This window comes from Streptomyces sp. NPDC020362 (genome assembly GCF_040642095.1).
In the GTDB taxonomy this organism is placed as follows: domain Bacteria; phylum Actinomycetota; class Actinomycetes; order Streptomycetales; family Streptomycetaceae; genus Streptomyces.
This window is the reverse complement of record NZ_JBFAET010000226.1, coordinates 1-13,048: the sequence shown is the minus strand read 5'-3', so window position 1 is coordinate 13,048 and position 13,048 is coordinate 1. Positions and strand designations below refer to the sequence as shown.

Here is a 13,048-nt window from a genome sequence, read left to right as displayed (position 1 = left end):
CGGTGTGGTGTCGCTGCTGGCGCTGGACGAGACGCCGCTGCCGGACCACCCGGCGGTGACCGGAGGCTTGTACCACCAACTGCTGCCGATGGCCGAGCTGTTGTACTCCCGCGGCGCCGGTCTGCGCGCCTCCCGCAACCAGGGCCACGCCGTCGTGACGCCCGCAGCCCCGGAAGGAGCCGCGGCATGACCGCCGCCCCCGACATCCGCACGGCCCCGCCGCTGCTGGACTTCCCGTTCTCCTGGGACGGCACCCGTGTGCCCGCCGAGGTCGAGGACCTGCGCGCCGCCACCCCCGTACGGCGCGTGCGGACCATCGCCGGCGACGAGGCCTGGCTGGTGTCCTCCTACGAGCTGTGCCAGCAGGTCCTGAAGGACGACCGCTTCTCGCTCAAGGACACCTCCGCGCCCGGCGTACCCCGCCAGTACGCGCTCACCATCCCGCCCGAGGTCGTCAACAACATGGGCAACATCACCGGGGCCGGGCTGCGCCGGGCGGTGATGAAGGCGCTCAACCCCAAGGCGCCCGGCCTGACGGAGTGGCTGCGTGCGCAGGCCCACCACCTGGTGGACCTGATGGAGGCCGACGGCCCGACGGCGGATCTGCGCGGGGCCTTCTGCGAGCCGTACTCCGCGGGCATGCACTGCCGCATGCTCGGCATCCCGCAGACCGAGGCCCCGCCCTTCCTGCGCAGCCTCGACATCGCCTTCATGAACGCGCCGTGCCCGGTCACCGGCGCGAAGATCAACTGGGACCGGGACATCGCCCGGATGTCCGCCCTGCTCGACGACCCGGCCACCCACGGCCTGATGGGTGAACTCGCCGCGCTGCGCGACGACCCCGACTACGCCCACCTGAGCGACGAGATGCTGGCCACCGTCGGCGTCACCATGTTCGGGGCCGGTGTCATCTCCACCTCCGGCTTCCTCGCCATGGCCCTGGTCTACCTGCTCACCCACCCCATCGCGCGCGACCTGCTGCGCGACCGCCCCGACCTGATCGGCCCGGGCGTGGAGGAACTGCTGCGGGTCAACCTCTCCATCGGCGACGCCCTGCCGCGCCTCGCTCTGGAGGACGTCCCGCTCGGGGACGTCCTCATACGCCGGGGCGAGCTGGTTCTGGTCCTGGTGGAGGGCGCGAACCTCGACCCGGAGAAGTTCCCGGACCCGCACCGCTTCGACGTCCATCGTGACAACGCCGCCGACCACCTCTCCTTCGGCGGCGGCGCCCACTACTGCCCGGCGACCGCCCTGGGACGTGTGCACGCCCGGATCGCCCTGGAGGTCCTGCTGGACCGCCTGCCGGAGCTGGCGCTCGCCGTGCCGCCCGGGCAACTCGTGTGGCGCACCGGGTTCATGAAGCGGATCCCCGAACGGCTGCCGGTGACCTGGTAGCCCGACGCTCCGTACGTCTGTACGGCGTCCCCGGCCCGGCACCCCGGGCGGGGACGCCGACGTACGCGGCTCTCACCGGTCGGCGAACCGCTCCGCGGTCAGTCCCACCGGGTTGCCGGGCGGCAGCAGCCCAGCGTCCATGACCGTCCGGGCCAGCGGCTCCAGCAACTCGGCGAGGCGCGCGGTGCGCTGCGCGCCCAGCGCGGTCCACGGGCGCTCGGCCGCCTCGTCCGTCCGCGTCTCGACGAACGCGCGCGCCGCCACGCCCGCACCGGTCAGCGACCCGTCCTCGGCGAGGTGGCCACGCTCGCGCAGGGCGGCCTCGGCAGCCGCCCAGTCCTCGGGCTCCCACTTGCGGGTCTCCCGCAGGAACGCCCCGTCCGACTCCCCGGCCGCCGCCTTGAGCACCATGGCCTCGACGGGCCCGATGCCCAGGCCCACCAGAGCCGCGACATGCCCGTCGCCCCGGTGCTCGCGCAACGTCGTCAGCGCCTGCCACAGCCGCAGGGTCGGCGGCTGCGGGCGCTCCAGCGCCTGGTTCGCGGCGGCGAGGACCCGCCCCGGCGTGTCCGCCGCGGCGGCCGCCTCCCACGCGAGATCCGCTGCCTCCGCAAACTCCGCCGACCTCACCGTCTCCGGCCCGAACAGGCGGTTCATCGCAGCGTCCATGGCCTCCCACCGGGCCGCCAGCACATCCTCCGGAGCCGCATACCTCCATGCGTCGGGCAGCGCGCGGGCCACCCGGGTGGGGTGGAAGACGTAGAAACAACTCGTCACCACGGCCGGGGACACCGCGCCCAGCGGAGCAGCCCGCAGGGCGAAGTACCCCATCCAGAACCCGCGCATCCCCAGCCGGTCCGCTGCCTGCCGCGCCTCGGGCGCGAAGTAGACCAGATCGTGCACCGGCTCGTACCGCTCCCACATGGTCCGTGCTGTCCCGCCCGCCACTGCTTCCTCCCACCGCATCGGCTGAACCGCTGTCGGCACCAGCCTGCGTTATGACCGCTGTCATAACAAGCGGCTACGGGTGATTCGTCGCCGATCCCTTCGCCCTGCTGCCGCCCTCCGCCGCAGCCCCGAAGATCACCCGGGCGGGGTCCGAACCCGCCCGACGGCGTTGCCGGACAGCTCGGTGAACCACACCCCGCGATCGGGACCTGCGGTGATGCGGAACGGCACCGTCTCCGCGCCGTCCTTCACCGGGTAGGTGGCGATGCTCCCGGTCGCGCCGACCCGTCCGATCCGGCCGGCCTGGTCGGCGTACCACACATGGCCGTCCGGCCCGAGGGTGATGCCGCTCGGGCCGCTGTCCGGGTCGGGCAGCGGGAACCGGGTGACGGCACCGGCGGCGTCGATCCGGACGATCGCGTTCGCGTCGGACGTGGTGAACCACATCCCGCCGGGGCCGGCGACGATGTCATCGGGGAAGCCGGAGCCTGCGGGCAGCGGGAACTCGGTGATCCGGCCGGTGCGGTCGATCCGCCCGATCCGCCGGCCGGTCAGCTCGGTGAACCACAGGGCGCCGTCCGCGCCCGCGGCGATGGAGAGGGGGGAGGCGCTCGAGGTGGGGACGCGGTACTCGCTGATGCGGCCGGATGTGGTGATCCTGCCGATCCGGTTTCCGTCCTCCTCGGTGAACCACAGGGCGCCGTCCGGTCCGGCCGCGATCCCGGTCGGGAAGCCGTCCGCCGTCGGCACCGGGAACTCGGTCAGGTGTCCCTCGGTGGTGATGCGTCCGATCCTGTTCGCGTTTCCCTCGGTGAACCACAGCGCGCGGTCGGGGCCCGCCGTGACGGCGAGGGGCAGGCTGTCCGGGCTGGAGGTGGGGAAGTCGGTCGTCCTGCCCTCGACGGTGATCCGCCCGATCCGGCCGACTCCGGACGCCGCGAACCACAGTGCGTCGTCGGGTCCGGTGGTGATGCCGGAGGGCAGCGTGTCTGCCGCGGTGGTGATCGGATACTCCGTCACATCGCCGACGCCGACGCCGACGCCGACGCCGACGCCGACGCCGACGCCGATGTCGGCCCGGGCCGGGAAGGCGACGGCGGTCACCCCGATCAGGGTGCCCAGGCACACCGTGAGGACGCGGCGGGCTGTGCGCCCGAGCATGGCTGCGCCGGACATGGGGCGGCCCCTTCTCGTGGGGCGGGGACAGGGCCACCGCCGGCAGGTGATGGATCGTCGGATTCAGGCCAGGAGATCGTCGGATTCAGGCTAGGAGTGTCCGCACTGTCGTACGACCGGACCGGCCCGGAAGGGGGACGGGGGCAGGGCGCGGCCTGCCCGTACGGCCACGGTGAGTACCTTGACCGAACGGCCATCACCCGGTCCGGAGCGGTGAGCAGCAGATACGGGCGGTCCGCACTCCATAGGCTGCTGACGCCGCCGGGCGCCGGATCCGGCGGCGGAGGGGGCATCGCCTTGGGTGTCGACGAGTCGCTCGTACGGTCCCTGCTGCGGGAGCAGCACCCGGATCTCGCCGACCACGAGCTGCGCCCGGCGCCGGCCGGCTGGGACAACCAGGTGTGGCGCCTGGGTGAGCAGTTGGCGGTACGGCTGCCGCGGACCTTGCGCGCTCCCGACCTGCTGCGCAAGGAGCGGCAGTGGCTGCCCCTGCTCGCCCCCCGGCTGCCGCTGCCGGTGCCGGTCCCGGTGCGGGCCGGGGAGCCCTCGGCGTCCTTTCCGTTGCCGTGGTCCGTCGTGACATGGGTCCCGGGTGAACCGGCCGACCGTGCCCCGGTCGTCCGTGGCGGCCATGCCGCCGACCGGCTGGCCGGATTCCTGAGGGCGCTCCATGTGCCCGCGCCCGCCGACGCCCCCGGCAATCCCGCGCGCGGCCCCCTGCCCACCCGGGCCGCGGAGTTCGAAGCACGGCTCGGGGACATCGCGGACACCCTGCCCGACGCAGACGTCGTCGGGATCCGCTCCGTCTGGGCCGAGGCGCTCACCGCCCCGGGACGGGACGGGCCGGCGCTCTGGCTGCACGGCGACCTCCACCCGGCCAACGTCCTCACCGCGCACGGCACCCTCGCCGGTGTGATCGACTTCGGTGATCTCTGCGCGGGCGACCCGGCGGCCGACCTGGCGGCCGCCTGGGTGCTGCTGCCCGAGGGGGCGTGCGCGCGTTTCCTTCAGGCGTACGGGCAGGTCGACGCGCCGACGGTCCGGCGGGCGCGCGGCTGGGCCGTCCTGCGCAGCCTGTCCCTGCTGTGCATCGGCCGGGCGTGGGAGCGGGGCCTGCCCGGCGGGAAGCGGACCTGGGGACCCGCGGGACGGGCGGCACTCGGCCGGGTTCTCGCCGCACGGCGCGCAGCCGGGTGACACGGGACTGGTCCGGTCGGGGGCCGCTTCGGCGTGTCGATGGGACAGACGGGTGGCGCGATGACCCGGCTGGGCCGCCCGGATGGTGCGGCACAACGCCCTGGCTGACGGTGGTTCATGTCGAGACCGGGTCCATTCAGCTGATGACGTATCCGCTGCCCGGCCACGGCGGAAGGACATCGACATGCGCTCTGCCCGCCTTCTTCTCGCCACGGCGACCGCCTCCGCCGCCCTGGCCTTCGCAGCGCCCGGCGCCGCGTTCGCCCTAGCGGGCAACGACGGGGGCCGGGACGACTCCTCGTACAGCAGGGACAGCGACTCCGGCCGTGACAAGGGTTCCGGCAGCGACCGCGACAAGGGTTCGGACAACGAGCACGACAAGGGTTCGGACAGTGGCCGCGACAAGGGCTCCGGGAGGGACCACGACAACGACTACAGCACCGAACGCGACGACGACAGCAGCCACGACGGGCCGCGCGGCGGAATGCACACGGGCGGCGGTGCGCTCGCCGCGGTCCGTGGCGACGACTCCGGTTCCGACGACGACAGCCGGTTCGACCCCGAGACCTACCGGGACAAGGGCGAGGACGGCGACGACGACAGTGACAGCGACCGGGGCAACGGGCGCGAGAAGGACGACCGGAGTGGTGGCGGCGGCCACGACAAGCCGCGGGGCGGCATGCACACCGGTGGTGGCGCGCTCGCCACGCCCGGTGTCACCGCGGGCGGTCTGGGCGTGCTCGCCGTAGGCGCCACCGGCATGTACGCGCTGCGCCGCAGAAAGGACGCCGCCGCGTCCTGACCGGCCTCCGCAGTCCAGGGGACGCGGCCGCCGCCGGCGCGCCCGGTGCCGGCGGCCCGCCCCCTGTCCCGGCCTCCGTGCTGCCGTGACTGAGTGAGGTGGTGTCCGATGGCAGCAGATCCCTCCGCCGCGTCCCCCGTGCCGGCGCCGGGCGAGCAGAACGCCCGCCGCGGCGGACGGCTGACCCTGTGGGGCGTGGTGATCCTCGTCCTCGCCGTCAGCATGTTCGGCGGCCCGCACGGCGCCGACGACTCGGCGAACCCGTCCCGCGCCTCGGGCGCGGCCGCCACCCGGTCGGACTCGCAGGAGTCCGGTCAGGGCCTGCCCCGCGCCACGCCCCTGCGGCTGCTCATCCCGAAGATCTCGGTGGACGCCCCCTTCACCGCCCTCTCCATCGGCACCTCGGGCCAGCTGGAGCCCCCGCCGGCGGCCAACACCAATCTCGTCGGCTGGTACGCCGGCGGCGTCTCGCCCGGCGAGAAGGGCACCGCGATCATCGCCGGGCACGTCGACACGGTGACCTCCGCGGCGGTCTTCGCCGGCCTCGACCAAATGGAGCAAGGGGACCGGTTCTCCGTGGACCGGACCGACGGGAGAACGGCGACCTTCGTCGTGGACGACACCGAGACCTTCGCCAAGGACGACTTCCCCAGCAAGCGGGTGTACGCCGACACGTCGCGCCCCGAGGTCCGGCTCATCACCTGCGCGGGGGACTACGACCACTCGGTGCGGGACTACACCGAGAACCTGGTGGTCTTCGCCCACCTCGTGTGACTGCGCCGCCTGCCCGTACGGCTCAGACGGCGCCGTCCGCGAACGGGCCGCCCGGGGCGAAGGCCAGCGCGGCGAAGCGCTCGCCGATCCGGCGGTGCGCGGCGGCGTCCGGGTGGAGGTCGTCGGGCAGCGGCAGTTCGGCGAAGTCCGAGTCGCCGTAGAGGTCGCGGCCGTCGAGGTGGTGGAGCTGCGGGTCCCCGGCGGCGCGCTCGCGCACGATCCGGGCCAGTTCCTCGCGGATGACGCCCAGGGTCAGCTTCCCGTAGGCGCGCTCCGCCGGGTCCCCTGCGGCCCGGAACCGCAGCCGGCCCTCACTGAGGGCGGTGAAGTCCGGGGCGCTCGGGCCCGGAGTGTCCTCGTGGATGGGGCACAGGATCGGCGAGACCACGAGCAGCGGAGTGTCCGGGTGGCCTTCGCGGACGGTGTCGAGGAAGCCGTGGACGGCGGGCCCGAAGGCGCGCAGCCGCATCAGGTCGGTGTTCACCAGGTTGATGCCGAGCTTGACGCTGATCAGGTCGGCGGGCGTGTCGCGCAGCGCGCGAGCGGTGAACGGGTCGAGGAGCGCACTGCCGCTGAAGCCCAGATTGATCAGTTCCACCCCGCCGAGGGAGGCGGCGAGCGCCGGCCAGGTGGTGGTGGGACCCGCGGCGTCGGAGCCGTGGCTGATCGAGCTGCCGTGGTGCAGCCACACCTTCCGGCCCGGGTCCGCCACGGGTTCGACGGGGGCGTCGGTGCGCAGCGCGACCAGTTCGGTGGTCTCGCTGTGCGGCAGCCAGATCTCGACGTCCTTCGCCTCGCCGGGCAGGCCGGTGAAGCGGGCGGTGCCGACCGGGCCGGGCCGCTGCTCGGTGGTTCCGGCGGCCATGTCGATGGTCAGGGTGGCGCCGCCGGTGACGGAGGTGCTGCCGGCCGGGCGTCCGTCCACGAGCAGCTCGTACACGCCGTCCGGGCGCGGCGGGGCGCCGGTGTAGACCCGCTTGGTGGGCAGTGTGTCGAGTTCGACGGCGGTGGCCCTGGTGCGGAAGACGAGGCGCACACCGGAGGGCTGGGACTCCGCCATGTGCAGCTGCGGGTCGGTGCACTGGGCGCGGGCCCGGGCGGGCAGCCGGTGCGGCAGCAGCCCGCGCTCGGTGCGCTCCAGATCGAGGGCGCCGCGCACGAGCTCGGCGGTCAGGGGCGTCGTGATCCAGTCGTGCCGGGTGGAGGACATGGTGGGTACCTGTCGGGTCGGGGGTGGGGGGTCAGGGCGTCGGCCAGTTGCGCAGCAGTGCGTCGAGGGCGTCCAGGATCCGGGTCCACGACTCCTGAGAATCAGGGGCGCTGTGGCTGAACCCGCCGGCCGACTCCAGGCTGACGTACCCGTGGAACACGCTGCCCAGCAGCCGGACGGCATGGGTCTCGTCGGGTTCGGTCAGGTCGTAGCCGCGCAGGATCGCCCGGGTCATCTGCGCGTGCCGGCCGCCGGCACTCGCGGCTGCCGTCTTCGGGTCCAGCCGGAACCGGGCCGCCTCGTAACGGCCCGGGTGCTCCCGGGCGTAGTCGCGGTAGACGTCGGCGAAGGCCGTGAGGGCGTCCCTACCGGCCCGGCCGGCCAGCGCGTCGGCGGCGCGGTCGGCGAGTTCCTCCAGTGCGAGCAGCGCGATCCGGGTCTTCAGGTCCTGGGAGTTCTTCAGATGCGAGTAGAGGCTGGCGACCTTGACGTCGAACCGGCGGGCCAGCGCGGACGCCGTCACCTGGTCGAAGCCGACCTCGTCGGCCAGCTCCGCTCCCGCCCGGACCAGACGCTCCGCGGTCAGACCTGCGCGCACCATGGCTTCCTCCCGTGTGCCGAAAAGTATTATGTGTCTGCCTAAAAGATTTAGGCAAATGGAAAAACGATGTAGCCGGGCCTGGGGTGGCAGGAAAGGGGCCGGCGGTTGGCGAACACCCACTTCTTTGTGGGTACTTGGCAGCACCGCTCGGCCGGGAGAAGGTGTTGTGCGAGGTCAGGGGCTGTCGAGCGGGGAAGCGGAGGGAGGGCGACCTGCTTCAGGAGGCCGGCCAGCTCCGGACGAGGCGCTCCAGGCGGCGATGCCCCCAGTCGGACAGGGCAGCCAGGGCCTCGGACGGTTCGCGGCCGAACCCGGTCAGCGAATAGACGGTCTTCGGCGGCTGTACGTCGTGCACCTCCCGGTGCACCAGCCCGTCCGACTCCATCTCGCGCAGCGCCTGCGTCAGTACCTTCTCGCTCAGCCCCGGCAGCCGGCGCCGCAGTTCGCCGGGCCGGTGCGGGCCCGACTCCAGCAGCCACAGCAGGGCGGTCTTCCACTTGCCGTCGATCACGGCGATCGCGGCGCTCACGCCGCACACGTTCGGATCCTGGGCACGGCTGCGGGTCATCCTCGTCCTCTTCGGTCCTCCGGCCAGCCCGGTCGGCTGCTCTTGTCCACTCATCCTCACCCATACGGGAGTTGACTCATGTCCACATCCTTCGCACCGTCCACCGTCACCGTGCTCGGTCTCGGCCCGATGGGCCGCTCGCTCGCCCGCGCCTTCCTGGCGGCGGGGCTGCGGACCATCGTCTGGAACCGCACGCCGGGCCGGGATCACGAGCTGACCGGACTGGGCGCGGCCGGCGCCGCATCCCCCGAGGAGGCCGTCGCCGCGAGCGACCCGATCATCGTCTGCGTGGTCGACTGCGACGCCGTCGACGCGATCCTGCGCGGCGAGGCGGTGACCCGGGCGCTGAAGGGCCGTACCGTCGTCAACCTCAGCGCCGACACCCCCGACCGGGCCCGGAACACGGCCGGCTGGGCGGCCGCCCACGGCATCCGCTACCTCGACGGAGCGATCATGACGCCGCCCCCGGCATCGGCACGCCGGACGCCGTGTTCCTGCACAGCGGCCCCGAGGAGGTCTTCCAGGAGCAGCTGCCCCGGCTGGAGGCCCTGGGCGGCACACACACCCACCTCGGCGAGGAGATCGGGCGCGCCGCCACCTTCGACATCGCCCTGCTCGACATCTTCTGGACCGCGACGGCGGGCTACGCGCACGCTGTGGCGCTCGCCCGGGCCGAGGGCGTCACCGCCCGGGAACTGGCACCGTTCGCCCAGGGCATCGGCGCGATCCTCCCGCCGCTGTTCGCCGAGTTCGCCGAGGACGCCGACAGCGGAAGCTTCTCCGGGGCGATCAACCCCCTCACCTCGGCGGTCTCGACCATGGCTCATGTCGTCGCCGTCTCCGAGGCCCACGGCATCGACGCGGGCGTGATGCGCGCGGCCGAGGGCATGGCCCGCAGGGTCATCGGTCTCGGCCACGGCACGGACGGGTTCATCCGGGTGGCGGAGGTGCTGGGGCGCCACTGACGAGCCGGCCGGCGGGGGAGGTGCGCCGTGGCCGGCCCCCTCGAGGCCGAGCACCGGCAGGCGGACGGGGAGGGACCGCCCGGACCTGGCGGACCCGCGGCTTGTGCCGGTCGGGGCACAATGGAACGCTTCCGTCCGCCGGTCGCGACCACGGCCGGCCGTGGCGGTGAGCACCGGATTCCCGACAGGCGACAATCTCCCGGGACCGGTCGTGGGACGGAACGGGGAGTGGACCGATGGAGCTGGAGCTTCGGCACCTGCGGGTGCTGTGCGCGATCGCCGACGCGGGGAGCGTGGGGCGTGCCGCAACACACCTCGGCTACTCGCAGCCCGCCGTGAGCACCCAGCTCCGGCGCATCGAGCGCCACCTGGGCGAGCCGCTCTTCGAACGGAGCGCGACCGGCGTGCGGCCGACCCGGTACGGCGCCGAGGTCGTCGCGCAGGCCCGGGACGTCCTGGCCCGCGCCGACGCCATCGGCCACCGCTCGGCCGCCGCCCCGGACCGCCGTACCCTGCGCGTCGCCGCGACCAATTCGCCGATGCTCTCCGGCACCGTCTCCCGCGTCCGCACCCGGCTGCCGGAACTGCCCCTCTCCGTGACCAGCGTCTACGCCTCCTCGCGGATCGTGGAGCTGCTGGAGGAGGGGGCGGTGGACGCTGCCATAGCCGCCGACTACCCGGGCATGGAACTGCGTCACTCGGCCTCCGTCCGGCACCGCGGGATCGTCACCGAGCCCACGTTCGTCGCCCTGCCGGCGCGCCACCGGCTGCGCCAGTGCGCCCAGGTGCAGCTGGCCGACCTGGCCGAGGACGCATGGTTCGTGACCCCGGACGACGGCGCGGGCTGGCCCGGGGTGTTCTACGACGCCTGCGAGGCGGCCGGGTTCACCCCGGTCACCGTGCACGAGTTCCTCGGCGACCAGACGCAGCTGCAGAGCATGATCGCCGACGGGCTCGGTGTCTCCCTGGTGCAGCCGACGCTGCGCCCGATCCCGCACGTCGTGGTCAAGCCGCTGGCGGGTTCGCCGCTGTGGTGCCGTTACGTGCTGGCCTGGCGGCCCGGCGCCGTCACCGACGACGTGGTGGAGACGCTGCTCCAGTCGGCCACCGACGCCTACCGCGATCTGGTCGCCCAGGCGCCCCACTTGAGGACCTGGGCCGCACGCACCTGGAGTGCCGCGGGGGCGTAGCGGGTCCCTGGCGCGGACCGGCGATGTTATGGGCCATCGGTGCCATGTGCTATGTCACACGCCATTGTTGGTGCGGAGGCGCGCTGAGACAGTGCCTCATACGCCTCAACACCCCACCGAGGCGCATCCCTTCGTGGAGGAATCCCGATGCGCTATCGCTTCGCGCTGCCCAGACGCATGATCGGAGCCGCGGCCGTCTGCGTCACCGTGGCTGGCATGCTCACGACACCAGCGCTGGCCTCGCCCCAGCCGCACGCCGGTACGGACGCCGCCGCCCCCGCACGGCACGTCCCCGCACCGCCGCCCACGGGCCCGGCCGCCGGTGCCACCGAACACCCCGCGGCACCGGCGCGGCGCCTCAGCCCCGCCCAACTCCCCCCGCGGGCATCGACGTTGGCCCGCAGTGAGAAGAGCGGCCCGCGCGCCGCGGCGAAGGCGGCCTCCTGCACCCCGGCCGACTTCGGCAGCCGGACCGGATCCGCCCTCGTCTCCTTCGTGAAGGCCGCCGGCACGGACTGCGTCAACACCCTCTTCTCGGTCACGGGCAAGGACGCCCACGACATCTTCCGCGAGTCCCAGATGCTGAGCGTCGCGGGTGCCTTCACCCGCACCGCCGGACAGTACCGCGGCGACAACTCCGCCCGCCTGCTGCAGCTGGTCCTCTTCCTGCGCGCCGGCTACTACGTCCAGTTCAACCACTCCGGTGACGTGGGTCCGTACAGTTCCCGGCTGACCGACGCCACCACCGACGGCCTGGACACCTTCTTCGCCCGGCGCCACTCCGAGGACGTCACGGCCGCCAACGGCGACATCCTCGGCGAGATCGTCATCCTCACCGACAGCGCGGACCAGCAGGGCCGCTACCTGGACGTGTACCAGCGCCTCCTGGAGGCCTACGACAGCTCCTACGACGCCGTCGACAGCATGGTCAGGGCGGTCAACAACGTGTACACCCCGCTGTGGCGCGGCAACTGGAACCCGGACTACGTGGCCGCGGTCGCCGCCGACCCGGCCATCGCCGACACCCTGCACGACTTCGCCCTGGACCACACCGACCTGCTCGGGACCGACGAGGCCTACCTGGACTCCAACGCCGGTATGAACCTGGCCCGTTATGTCGAGCACCCCGAGCTCCAGGCGGCCGTACGCCCCCTGACCAAGGAGCTGCTGGACCAGTCGGAGATGACCGGTCCGACGGCCGGCCTCTGGGTGGCCGTGGCCACCCAGGCGAACGCCTACGACGGCGCCCAGTGCTCCTACTACGACGTCTGCGACCTCGCCGCGAAGCTCACCGAGGCCGCCCTGCCGACCACCCACCACTGCGACGCGGAGCACACCATCCGCGCCCAGGCCCTCACCGCCGCCGACCTGGACGCCGCGTGCGCCAGCATCCTGAACCAGGACGGCTACTTCCGCGGCGTCGTCAAGGCCGGCGGTGCGATACCCGGCCAGTACGTCTCGACCATCCAGCTCGTCGTCTTCGCCAGCCGGGCCGACTACCAGACCTACGCCGGTGCGATCTACGGCGTCAGCACCGACAACGGCGGCATCACCCTGGACGGGAACCCCTCCGACCCGGCCAACCAGGTGACGTCGATCATGTACCAGAAGGACACCGACGACGGCTTCGTGGCCCGGATCTGGAACCTCAACCACGAGTACACGCACTTCCTCGACGGCCGCGACGACATGAAGGGCGACTTCACCCAGCAGATCTCCGTACCGGACATCTGGTGGATCGAGGGCCTCGCCGAGTACGTCTCCTACAGCTACCGGGGCCTCGCCGACGACCAGGCCGTCCAGGAGGCCGGCAAGCACACCTACAAGCTGAGCACCCTGTTCGAGAGCACCTACGACAACAGCGACGTGACCCGCACCTATCCGTGGGGCTACCTCGCCGTGCGCTACATGACCGAGCGGCACCCCGACGACATCCAGCGCATGCTCGACCGGTTCCGCGTCGGTGACTACACCGGCGGATACGCCGTCTACCACGACGGCATCGGCACCCGCTACGACGCCGACTTCGACCAGTGGCTCACGGCGTGCGCCGCGGGCGCCTGCGCCACGCCCAGGGCCTGACCGCCCGCGCCCGAGCACAGCGGCCGCCCGCCCCGACCCCCGGGGGGGGGCGGGGGTGGGTGGGCGGGGGCCCGGAGAGCGGCCGCGCCCGGGGCGGGGGGGACAAAACCCCCCGGAACGGGGGGGGCCCCCCGGCCGCC

12 protein-coding genes and 1 pseudogene are annotated in these 13,048 nt (G+C 73.0%); 8 read left to right on the top strand and 5 right to left on the bottom strand.

Annotation, left to right across the window (positions count from 1 at the left end):
- Together AB0H32_RS41560 and AB0H32_RS41555 are read left to right on the top strand one after the other, a co-directional pair.
- Positions 1–190: tRNA-dependent cyclodipeptide synthase (locus AB0H32_RS41560; protein WP_361132627.1), on the top strand; the 190-nt coding region annotated here is incomplete at its 5' end.
- A complete protein-coding gene (locus AB0H32_RS41555) occupies positions 187–1,395 on the top strand; it encodes a cytochrome P450 (protein WP_361132625.1) in 1,209 nt (402 codons plus the stop codon). The genes AB0H32_RS41560 and AB0H32_RS41555, both read left to right, overlap by 4 nt.
- Before the next feature lie 72 nt (positions 1,396–1,467).
- On the opposite strand, the gene AB0H32_RS41550 is transcribed toward AB0H32_RS41555, so the two are convergent.
- Both AB0H32_RS41550 and AB0H32_RS41545 read right to left on the bottom strand, forming a co-directional pair.
- Positions 1,468–2,382, bottom strand: coding sequence for a hypothetical protein (locus tag AB0H32_RS41550; RefSeq protein WP_361132622.1), 915 nt, complete (start codon positions 2,380–2,382; stop codon positions 1,468–1,470).
- 96 nt (positions 2,383–2,478) lie between these two features.
- Positions 2,479–3,519 carry a hypothetical protein gene (locus AB0H32_RS41545; RefSeq protein ID WP_361132619.1) on the bottom strand — a complete coding sequence of 347 codons (1,041 nt, stop codon included), beginning with the start codon at positions 3,517–3,519 and terminating at the stop codon, positions 2,479–2,481.
- Positions 3,520–3,816: 297 nt separating this feature from the next.
- Here AB0H32_RS41545 and AB0H32_RS41540 point away from each other — a divergent pair, with 297 nt between their 5' ends.
- From AB0H32_RS41540 to AB0H32_RS41530, 3 genes are all read left to right on the top strand, one after another.
- Complete coding sequence (locus tag AB0H32_RS41540; RefSeq protein WP_361132616.1) at positions 3,817–4,716, top strand: aminoglycoside phosphotransferase family protein; 900 nt, start codon at positions 3,817–3,819, stop codon at positions 4,714–4,716.
- A gap of 184 nt (positions 4,717–4,900) precedes the next feature.
- Positions 4,901–5,518 (top strand): hypothetical protein, encoded by a 618-nt coding sequence (locus tag AB0H32_RS41535; RefSeq protein WP_361132613.1) that lies wholly within the window; start codon positions 4,901–4,903, stop codon positions 5,516–5,518.
- A gap of 108 nt (positions 5,519–5,626) precedes the next feature.
- Positions 5,627–6,292 (top strand): class F sortase, encoded by a 666-nt coding sequence (locus AB0H32_RS41530; RefSeq protein WP_361132610.1) that lies wholly within the window; start codon positions 5,627–5,629, stop codon positions 6,290–6,292.
- A 22-nt stretch (positions 6,293–6,314) separates the two neighbouring features.
- Here AB0H32_RS41530 and AB0H32_RS41525 read toward each other — a convergent pair whose 3' ends face one another.
- From AB0H32_RS41525 to AB0H32_RS41515, 3 genes are all read right to left on the bottom strand, one after another.
- Positions 6,315–7,502 (bottom strand): GDSL-type esterase/lipase family protein, encoded by a 1,188-nt coding sequence (locus AB0H32_RS41525; protein WP_361132607.1) that lies wholly within the window; start codon positions 7,500–7,502, stop codon positions 6,315–6,317.
- Positions 7,503–7,533: 31 nt separating this feature from the next.
- The gene (locus AB0H32_RS41520; protein ID WP_361132604.1) at positions 7,534–8,103 is read right to left on the bottom strand and encodes a WHG domain-containing protein; all 570 of its coding nucleotides are present in this window, start codon (positions 8,101–8,103) and stop codon (positions 7,534–7,536) included.
- Positions 8,104–8,320: 217 nt separating this feature from the next.
- Positions 8,321–8,671, bottom strand: coding sequence for a helix-turn-helix domain-containing protein (locus AB0H32_RS41515; RefSeq protein WP_361132601.1), 351 nt, complete (start codon positions 8,669–8,671; stop codon positions 8,321–8,323).
- Positions 8,672–8,749: 78 nt separating this feature from the next.
- On the opposite strand from AB0H32_RS41515, the pseudogene AB0H32_RS41510 reads away from it, so the two are divergent.
- The 3 genes and pseudogenes from AB0H32_RS41510 (at position 8,750) to AB0H32_RS41500 (ending at position 12,908) form a co-directional block, all read left to right on the top strand.
- Positions 8,750–9,636: pseudogene (locus tag AB0H32_RS41510) on the top strand (NAD(P)-binding domain-containing protein).
- A 236-nt stretch (positions 9,637–9,872) separates the two neighbouring features.
- Entirely contained in the window at positions 9,873–10,826 is a 954-nt protein-coding gene (locus AB0H32_RS41505) for a LysR family transcriptional regulator (protein ID WP_361132598.1), read from the top strand.
- 216 nt (positions 10,827–11,042) lie between these two features.
- Positions 11,043–12,908: a collagenase gene (locus tag AB0H32_RS41500; protein ID WP_361132595.1), complete on the top strand. Its 1,866-nt coding sequence runs from the start codon at positions 11,043–11,045 to the stop codon at positions 12,906–12,908.
- The last annotated feature ends 140 nt before the right edge of the window (positions 12,909–13,048 follow it).